General features: G+C 30.2%; 1 protein-coding gene. It reads left to right on the forward strand.

Annotated features, from left to right (window positions below; all coding sequences use genetic code 11):
- A partial coding sequence (locus tag H4O21_RS28900; protein WP_182812771.1) for a DUF5063 domain-containing protein occupies positions 1-308 on the forward strand: 308 nt, incomplete at both ends.

A 308-nucleotide genomic window follows, 5' to 3' on the forward strand; every position in this document is an offset into this window, starting at 1 on the left:
ATTGAACAATTAATTGAGTTTGGAACAAAACCTATGTTGAATTCAAATGATAATGAACTCAAAATAACTGAGCTCCTAGTAGGCTTATATTCTGAATACTTAAAATTAGACAAGAGCGAGCTTGATAATGAAACCCGAGATGATGTACCTGAGTTTGAATATGAAACAGTTAGACAATTTGTAGAGATAAATTTCCCAGAATATGGTTGGTATCACTCCTTGATAAATTCTCATAAAATTACTGAGTCTGAAAATTTAGTAACTGGAGATGCAATAGATGATTTAACGGATATTATTAAAGATATGAT

Source organism: Oceanospirillum sediminis (assembly GCF_014164585.1).
In the GTDB taxonomy this organism is placed as follows: Bacteria; Pseudomonadota; Gammaproteobacteria; order Pseudomonadales; family Halomonadaceae; genus Oceanospirillum; species Oceanospirillum sediminis.